At 42.7% G+C, this 7,852-nt stretch carries 10 protein-coding genes; 1 reads left to right on the forward strand and 9 read right to left on the reverse strand.

Annotated elements, in window-relative coordinates; genetic code table 11:
- Window positions 1-58 precede the first annotated feature (58 nt).
- The 5 genes from AMS66_RS18720 to AMS66_RS18740 all read right to left on the reverse strand — a co-directional run bounded on the left by AMS66_RS18720 (window position 59) and on the right by AMS66_RS18740 (window position 2,711).
- Window positions 59-904: an AraC family transcriptional regulator gene (locus AMS66_RS18720; RefSeq protein ID WP_201782197.1), complete on the reverse strand. Its 846-nt coding sequence runs from the start codon at window positions 902-904 to the stop codon at window positions 59-61.
- 282 nt (window positions 905-1,186) lie between these two features.
- Window positions 1,187-1,462: an MBL fold metallo-hydrolase gene (locus AMS66_RS18725; protein ID WP_053782243.1), complete on the reverse strand. Its 276-nt coding sequence runs from the start codon at window positions 1,460-1,462 to the stop codon at window positions 1,187-1,189.
- Window positions 1,449-1,991 (reverse strand): TetR/AcrR family transcriptional regulator, encoded by a 543-nt coding sequence (locus tag AMS66_RS18730; RefSeq protein WP_053782244.1) that lies wholly within the window; start codon window positions 1,989-1,991, stop codon window positions 1,449-1,451. Before AMS66_RS18730 ends, AMS66_RS18725 begins: the two co-directional genes overlap by 14 nt.
- Before the next feature lie 27 nt (window positions 1,992-2,018).
- Entirely contained in the window at window positions 2,019-2,369 is a 351-nt protein-coding gene (locus AMS66_RS18735; protein ID WP_053782245.1) for a DMT family transporter, read from the reverse strand.
- Window positions 2,370-2,390: 21 nt separating this feature from the next.
- On the reverse strand, window positions 2,391-2,711 hold the full coding sequence (locus AMS66_RS18740; RefSeq protein WP_053782246.1) for a DMT family transporter: 321 nt from the start codon (window positions 2,709-2,711) through the stop codon (window positions 2,391-2,393).
- A 232-nt stretch (window positions 2,712-2,943) separates the two neighbouring features.
- Between AMS66_RS18740 and metE the strand changes: the two genes are divergently transcribed.
- Window positions 2,944-5,235 (forward strand): 5-methyltetrahydropteroyltriglutamate--homocysteine S-methyltransferase, encoded by a 2,292-nt coding sequence (metE, locus tag AMS66_RS18745; protein WP_053782247.1) that lies wholly within the window; start codon window positions 2,944-2,946, stop codon window positions 5,233-5,235.
- 78 nt (window positions 5,236-5,313) lie between these two features.
- Here the strand turns inward: metE and AMS66_RS18750 are convergent, their stop codons facing one another.
- The 4 genes from AMS66_RS18750 to AMS66_RS33925 all read right to left on the reverse strand — a co-directional run.
- Window positions 5,314-6,012 carry an alpha/beta hydrolase gene (locus tag AMS66_RS18750; protein ID WP_082350781.1) on the reverse strand — a complete coding sequence of 233 codons (699 nt, stop codon included), beginning with the start codon at window positions 6,010-6,012 and terminating at the stop codon, window positions 5,314-5,316.
- Window positions 5,970-6,299, reverse strand: coding sequence for a hypothetical protein (locus AMS66_RS31855; protein WP_082350782.1), 330 nt, complete (start codon window positions 6,297-6,299; stop codon window positions 5,970-5,972). The genes AMS66_RS18750 and AMS66_RS31855 overlap by 43 nt, the downstream gene beginning before the upstream one ends.
- Before the next feature lie 33 nt (window positions 6,300-6,332).
- Complete coding sequence (locus AMS66_RS18755) at window positions 6,333-6,947, reverse strand: TetR/AcrR family transcriptional regulator (protein WP_053782248.1); 615 nt, start codon at window positions 6,945-6,947, stop codon at window positions 6,333-6,335.
- Window positions 6,948-7,186: 239 nt separating this feature from the next.
- A partial coding sequence (locus AMS66_RS33925) for a D-alanine--D-alanine ligase family protein (RefSeq protein ID WP_236703511.1) occupies window positions 7,187-7,852 on the reverse strand: 666 nt, incomplete at its 5' end.

Consider the following 7,852-nt stretch of genomic DNA (forward strand, 5'->3'; position numbering starts at 1 on the left):
TTACAATTTATTAGAGTATATGGATTTTGAAGAAGGCTTTCTCCCTATATATTGTGAATCATCCTTCATATGTTGTGATATTCGTACGATGCTTCTTCCGAAATTCGGACGGAGTACAGTCATTATATTTTTTGAAAAAACGATTGTATGAATTCACATTGTTAAATCCATGACCGATTGCAATGTCCAGTATGGATTCTTCGCGAAACAATAACGCCCACTCCGATTTGATGATTCGAAAATGATTCAGGTATTCCATCAGCGTGATTCCTTTGACCTCTTTAAACAATTTACATACGTGAAACTTGCTGAATTTAATATGCTCCGCTACCTGATCCAACTTGACGGGTTCTGCATAGTGCTCCTCAAGATATTCACAAACGGATTCCAGAAATTCAAACTTTTTGGAAGGGGTACAGGGCCATCCTGAAGTTAATTGTTCTGTAATTGGTCCCTTTGTACGTAACATGTGAACGATGAGATCATATAATCTGGCAACCATTAACCAGCGATATCCCGCCTGTTGGTCCTTCTCTTCATTCGCTAAGGCATCTATATATTTCCCCAGATTTTTCTCCATGGAGAGCTTGGACGGGATGACCGTCGTTTTATTGAAAAGCTCTCCCAGCTTCTGAGTTTCTCTCTCCGTTGTGAAGCTTCCCGTTAATAATTCCAGTCGAAACAGGATAATGGTTAAATGATCTGTACCTGGCAAGAAACAGTGAATGTCTCCCGGTTTGATAAGTAGCACGTCTCCCTGTTCAAGGTCAAACACATGGTTATTCACGCCAATTCTTCCGCTTCTGCCATTGACTACAACCAATTCAACCTCTTCATGCCAGTGTGCGGCAAAATTAAACTTTTCCTCGGTATGAATTACCCGGATCGGAAAACCTTCTGTCATATGACCTGTTTCAAGAAAAGTAGGTACACCCATCAAATCACCCTTTCCTCATTTTCCAGTTCAACAATGATTTACGTATCCTTATTATGCATCAAGTGTAGCTGTCCCTTCTAATCAAGTTTAAAATATAGTTAATATTGCAAGATCAAAAACAAAAAAATAAAGTCGCCTGATATGGCGACTTCTTAATTTAAGAGTATTAGTATGCCTGGACAACACACCTGCAAGTCAGGATCAGTTTTCACCGCTTTTAGTGAGCCATTCATAAATGGCTTGCAAATCCTACTTAAAATACGTAGTAAAGGACCAATGCTGGTTGGCTGATGGCACAGATATTTTATCGAGGCTTTGGTTGCTTTGAACAGCAGACGTCACGATTTCCAATAGATCGGTTATGTAGGCTTTGACTTCATTCAGTTCAGTCAACGAGCATACTTCCCCATGGTCTGGTACGATTGTTTCTATATTCAACCGTTCGATTTTGTATAAAATTCCCAGCCATTGCTGAGGATTGGCATGTAAAAAGGAGTTGATACAGGCATTGTCATTTCGCTTCAAAAGACATCTTCATTAGTCTCTCTTCTACTTGCTTTCGTAAATCCTCATCCAGCATTCCAACGCCAAAAATCTCGGAAAACCATAACCCATCTGTTGCTAATTTGATAATAGCAGCATTAACGGGAGCAATGCCATCGTTTAAAATATCAGCTTGAAGAACGTTATTTTTTTTATTGTACGCTGCAAGTAATTCCGGCTTCGAGAATAACACGGCCAAAAGCGCTGTACTCAAAGCTGCCGTCGTTTTGGGGTCATGGAAGGTCGTTTCGATATAAGCCCTGCTCCATTTCCCGGCTTCGTCTATGCTTTCGCTTGATTTTTGCTGTAGTTCAGATAAAAACGTATCCCCGAATTCCTCGATCATGGCTGTAACGATTGCTTCTTTATTGGGAAAATGATGAAGCAACCCGCCCTTGCTTACTCCCGCATGTTTAGCTACAGCTTCCAACGTTAATTTTTCCATACCCAGATGTTCGACAATATATGACGCTGATGCCAAAAGCTCATGACGTCTTGAATTACTTCTCAAAAGATAACCTCCTTCATATACGTTTATTTATGACTGACTTGCGTTTGATGATTTGACGGGACTTTTGGATAAGTTTAGAAGCACTACTCCCCCAATGACCAAAATGAGTCCAATTCCCGACAGAATGTTAAAAGGATCGTGCCATAAAATGACGCCAAGCAAGGCGGTTAATGCTGTCCCTACACCTGCCCATATGGCGTATGCCGTGCTCAACGGAATTGTTTTCAAACACATCGTCAAAAAATAAAACGACAACGTCATGCCCACAACAAGTCCAATCGAAGGTAGCAGATTCGTGAATCCTTCCGACAATTTTAACATGGTTGTACCGAAAACCTCAGTAATGATGGCAATGCCCAGTGCAAAATAACCTTTCATTGTTCATCCCCCCTCTCTTGATCAGCTATGAGCTAATTTCATAATCACGACCCCAGCAATGATTAAAATTAAAGCTGAGATTTTTCTGATGTTCACACTCTCTTTATAAAATACAATTCCAACGAGTGCCGTAAGAGCAGTCCCCACACCCGACCACGTTGCATATGCGGTACCTAGCGGAATGGTTTTTAAAGCTAGAGAAAGACAAAAAAACGCTGTACCCATCCCCAAAATCAGTCCTAATATCGGAAGTTTCTTTTGGAAGCCGTTTGATAATTTCATCATGGAACTCCCAAAAACTTCGGATACGATCGCCAAACCCAATAAAAAATATGCAGCCATGCATTCATTCCTCCTAACGCATACGTAGCGTAATTTAACCTTATTTAACTATACCGTCTGGACGGTTTTTTTGTAAAGTTTTTTATAACATCTTCATACTTGCCATTATTGATGATCTCATGCAACTCCGATATAGCTAAAGGCTATAGCTAGATATAACTTAATGGAATTACATTATAACCCCAGATATGTGATAACTTTTTGGTAACATATTGTAGAGGAGTTTTACGTGATGGTGAGAAGCAGTGTATTGGGATATCCACGAATTGGTGCCGATCGGGAATGGAAGAAAGCTTTGGAGGCATTCTGGTCAGGCAAGCTCGAAGAAAAAGAGTTTCAAGCACGATTGCAGGAGATTCGGTTAGATCACTTGCGCAAGCAACAAGAAAAAGGCATCGATCTTATTCCTGTTAATGATTTCAGTTACTACGATCACATTCTCGATACAGCCGTTATGTTCGGAATTGTACCGAAACGGTTTGCATATGACGGTGGCGCTGTACCTTTGTCCGTCTATTACGGAATTGCCCGGGGAACGAAAGATGCAGCAGCAAGTGAAATGACAAAATGGTTTAACACTAACTATCACTATATCGTGCCTGAACTGGATGGCGCTTCCCCTACCCTTACGGAGAATAAGCCCCTTCTTGCTTATCGTGAAGCCAAAGAGAAGCTCGGTATTGAAGGTAAACCGGTTCTTGTCGGACCGTTGACCTTCCTGAAGCTGTCCAAAGGATATGATAAATCCGAAACGAACGCTTGGCTGGACCGTCTGCTTCCGCTCTATGTACAAGTGCTTCAGGAGCTTGCCAATGAAGGTGTTCAGTGGGTACAGATTGACGAGCCAATCCTCGTTACCAAAACAAGCGATGCTGACCTGCAGTTGCTGAACCGAATTTATGAGACGTTTGCAGCTGCTGTACCAGGTTTGAACATTATGCTGCAAACCTACTTTGAATCCGTAGAGAACTATAGTGACATTGTTGCATTACCAGTTCAAGGTATCGGACTTGATTTTGTACACGGGGCGACGGGCAACATTCAATCCATTCAGGCTTCCGGTTTCCCAGCGGATAAAATTTTGGGTGCTGGGGTTATTGACGGCCGTGGGATCTGGAAAGCTTCTTTGCCAGGAAAACTGAAGCTGCTAGATGAACTGGCTGAACTCGTGACACCTGAACGCTTATTCGTTCAATCCTCTTGCAGCTTGCTTCATGTTCCGGTAACGACAGCTCGTGAAACTAAACTCACATCCGAACTTAAGAATGCTCTGGCATTTGCAGATGAAAAGTTGGACGAGATTGTTCTGTTGACGAAAGCATTGTCTTCAAGAAGCACTGAAATTATCGCTGAAATTGAAAATTCCGATCTTACGATTCAGGCTCTCCAGCAATCGGAAGAGCGCAATCGTGTTGCCGTTCAAGAGGCCGTGGCATCACTCCGTGTTCAACAGCCGGAACGTTCCCGTCCGTTTGCCGAGCGTCATATCGCGCAGCAGGAAAAATGGAAATTGCCTCTCTTTCCGACAACGACCATTGGCAGCTTCCCGCAATCCGCTGAAGTGCGTAAAGCACGTCAATTGTGGCGTAAGGGTGAGTTGAACAATGAGCAGTATGCTGCTTTTATCCGGGATCAAATTGATATCTGGATTAAAATTCAGGAAGAGATCGAGATTGATGTTCTCGTACATGGTGAGTTTGAGCGTACCGACATGGTAGAGTTCTTTGGAGAAAAACTTGCAGGGTTTGCCTTCACCCAATTCGGATGGGTACAATCATACGGTTCCCGTTGTGTAAAACCACCGATTATTTTTGGAGACGTTGCATTTACCGGGGAAATGACCGTAGAAGAAACCAAATATGCACAGTCCCAGACACAACGTCCTGTAAAAGGTATGCTCACCGGACCAATTACCATCATGAACTGGTCGTTTGTACGTGAAGACATCCCGCGCGAGCACATCGCATATCAATTGGCGTATGCACTGAGACAAGAAGTAGAAGCACTGGAGCAAGCAGGTATTGGCATGATCCAGGTCGACGAGCCTGCGGTTCGCGAAGGACTGCCGTTGAAGGAAAACGAGCAAGCCGATTATCTGGCTTGGGCCGTTAAAGCTTTCCGTATTTCCACTTGCACGGTTCAAGATACAACTCAAATTCACACTCATATGTGCTATTGCGAATTCCATGACATGATTGATTCCATCGAAGCGATGGATGCCGATGTCATCTCAATCGAGACATCCCGCAGTCACGGTGAATTGATTCACAGCTTTGAGTTGAATACCTATAAACTGGGTATTGGACTCGGGGTATACGATATCCATAGCCCACGTGTTCCAAGTGTGGATGAAATGACGAGCATGATCGAACGCGCCTTGCGTGTATTGGACCCTAAATTGTTCTGGATTAATCCAGATTGCGGTCTCAAAACGCGTGGACTCGAAGAAACCGTTGCTTCCTTGCGCAACATGGTCGATGCAACCAAGATTGCCCGTGCAAAACACGTGCCAACAACCGTCTGAGATGCAATAGAATAGAATTCAAGAATTCGTTACTAAAAGGCGGACATTCCGAAATTATGGAATGTTCGCCTTTTAGTATCAACTTTTCGTATTCTGCTCAGCAAAATAATGATCCACTGCATATTTAAATGATTTAATAAAAACTGAAATTGCCTTTTTACTCACTTCTGCATTAGGTTGAATGATATCAAAGCCATGAAAGCAGCCTTTGTAGAGTTCAAAATCGACAGGTACACCTGCTTTTCTTAAATTTTCTACATAATGAATGGTTTCATCTCGAAATGGCTCCAAATCACCAACAAAAGTTACTGTCGGAGGAAGATTGCTGTAGTCGTTGGCTCTGGCAGCTGCTGCATAGGAAGGTACATCCCTCCCTGCCAATTCTCCAAGATACAATTTCCAAGCCCAATGATTATAATCCGAGTTCCAAATAGGGGCATTATTGTCCTTTGCTGATTCAGTAATCATTCTGTCGTCGATCATTGGATACAGAGGCATTTGAAATGCAATATTCACTTCTCCCTGATCTCTAGCGTAAAGAGTAATTGCAGCGGTTAGACCTCCTCCAGCGCTTTCTCCGCCTACCATGAGTTGATCCTCTCTGATACCAAGTTCTTTTGCATGGCTTTTCATCCATAAAAGTGTGTCATAACAGTCATCTAAAGCTGCTGGATAAGGAGCCTCAATGGATAACTGATAGTCAGGCGCAACAACTACACAATTACTTGCATCAATTAATTTTTTGTAGGTTTTCCCGAATTGCTCGGGGTTCCCCATCGCATATCCTCCACCATGTATCCAAAGAACCCAGGCGCATTTCCTGTGGGATGTAAAGATTTATAGATTCGAACACGTATCTTAGATCCATCACTTTTGCGCGGTATCCACTCTTCACTGCATGTTAAACCCTCGATGTCTTTTCCCGCTGACACATCCGATCTTTTTTTAATTTTCCTCATTGATGCAAGCCATTTTTCTTCATGGGAAGATTTCATTAATAAATCAATAAGTTTGCCTTTTATTCTTAATTGCTTATCAATCATTTTGGTTGTAACTCTCATCATTTTTTCCATCCTTTCAGGAGTGAACTCAAACGTCTAAAAGCCGGTTCGCAAGTAGCTGAACATGTCGTCCAAATATTGATCCAACGTCATTTCCCCAGGAAAATCGGTTGTGGATTGCCCTGGAAGCAGCACGTTGATACTTCCGTCGAATATAGCCAGAACAGCTCCGTATACAGCACCAGAGAGAAGATGAGCGTATCCTTTGGGATACCGTCCCTGAGATAAATCGGTTAATGTTTCCTGAGCAGTAGCTTGCAAACGAGAAAGAACGCTGAGGAGATATGGTTCGAGCGTCGGATACTGTTTGGAAAGCGATACGAGCTGACGCATTTTAGAAACATACTCTGCGGTTAGTGATCTCTTTATTAAGCGATATAAGGCATCGAGCGGAAGTATGTTTTCTTGCATAACTTCATTTAATGGCTGATCTTCATGGTTATCTGTTGTAAGAATAGCCGCCATGGCTATTGCTTCTTCTTTACAGGAGAAGTGGTTTGCGAACGTTTTCCGGGAGTAGCCAGCCCTTTGAACGAGATCATCGATAATAAATCCGTCTAGTCCACGCTCTACTGCAAGTTCAAACGCCGTGCTGGCCAGCGCTTTTGTCGTTGCCTCTCTTTTGATATCACGCAAGCTTTGTTTATTCATCACTAGATGACGCCTACCCTTCTCTTAAGTTAAAATTATTCGATAATTCTCCGTTCTTTCGTATTTGTATTATTACTCTTTGAGTAATAATACACAATGGGTTATAATATAATTCATCACTCTCTTTGTCTTGGAAAACGATCTTCCCTGTTCAAACTATGAATACATCTTCGTAGAAACAAAAAAAGGCACCCTAAAGGTGACTTCTTTTGCATGTATATATTTCATTGGAAATTCGTTCAGTCCTCAGCAATGGCGAGCTCTATTAGCTGGTTAAGAATATTCGCATAAGTCATGCCGCTAGCCTGGAGCATGTTGGGATAGCGGGAATTCGATGTGAAACCTGGTATCGTGTTGACTTCATTGAACACCATTCTTCCGTCCGTGGTCAGGAACATATCTACTCGTGCAAACCCTCTGCAACCAAGTGTTTTATAAATTGACATCGCAGTCTCTTTAACCTTCATTGCAATGTCCTCATCAATGCGGGCTGGCAAATGAATCTTCGAACTGATTAAGGAGTATTTTTCGGAATAATCAAAAAAATGTCCCTGTAGCTCAATCTCATCAATTACGCCGATCATGGGATCAGAATTGCCTAGAACGGCACATCCCACTTCAAAACCGTGGATATTTTCTTCAATGACAACTTTGTTGTCGTGTGTAAAAGCGTGTTCCGTTCCTGTGATCAATTCTTGCATGTTGTTCACCTTCGTTATGCCTAGCGAAGATCCCGATCTGGCCGGCTTGACAAAGAGCGGGAACCCCAGTGCTTCTGCTGCTGACAGCACTTCTTCCATTCGTTCACTCCTATACACCGTAAGGGAGCGTGGCGTATCTATACCTGCTACTTGCACCAGTTTGTGGGCCAGTTCCTTGTCCATACATAACGCAGAGGATAGCAT

The organism is Paenibacillus xylanivorans, from assembly GCF_001280595.1.
Lineage (GTDB): Bacteria > Bacillota > Bacilli > Paenibacillales > Paenibacillaceae > Paenibacillus > Paenibacillus xylanivorans.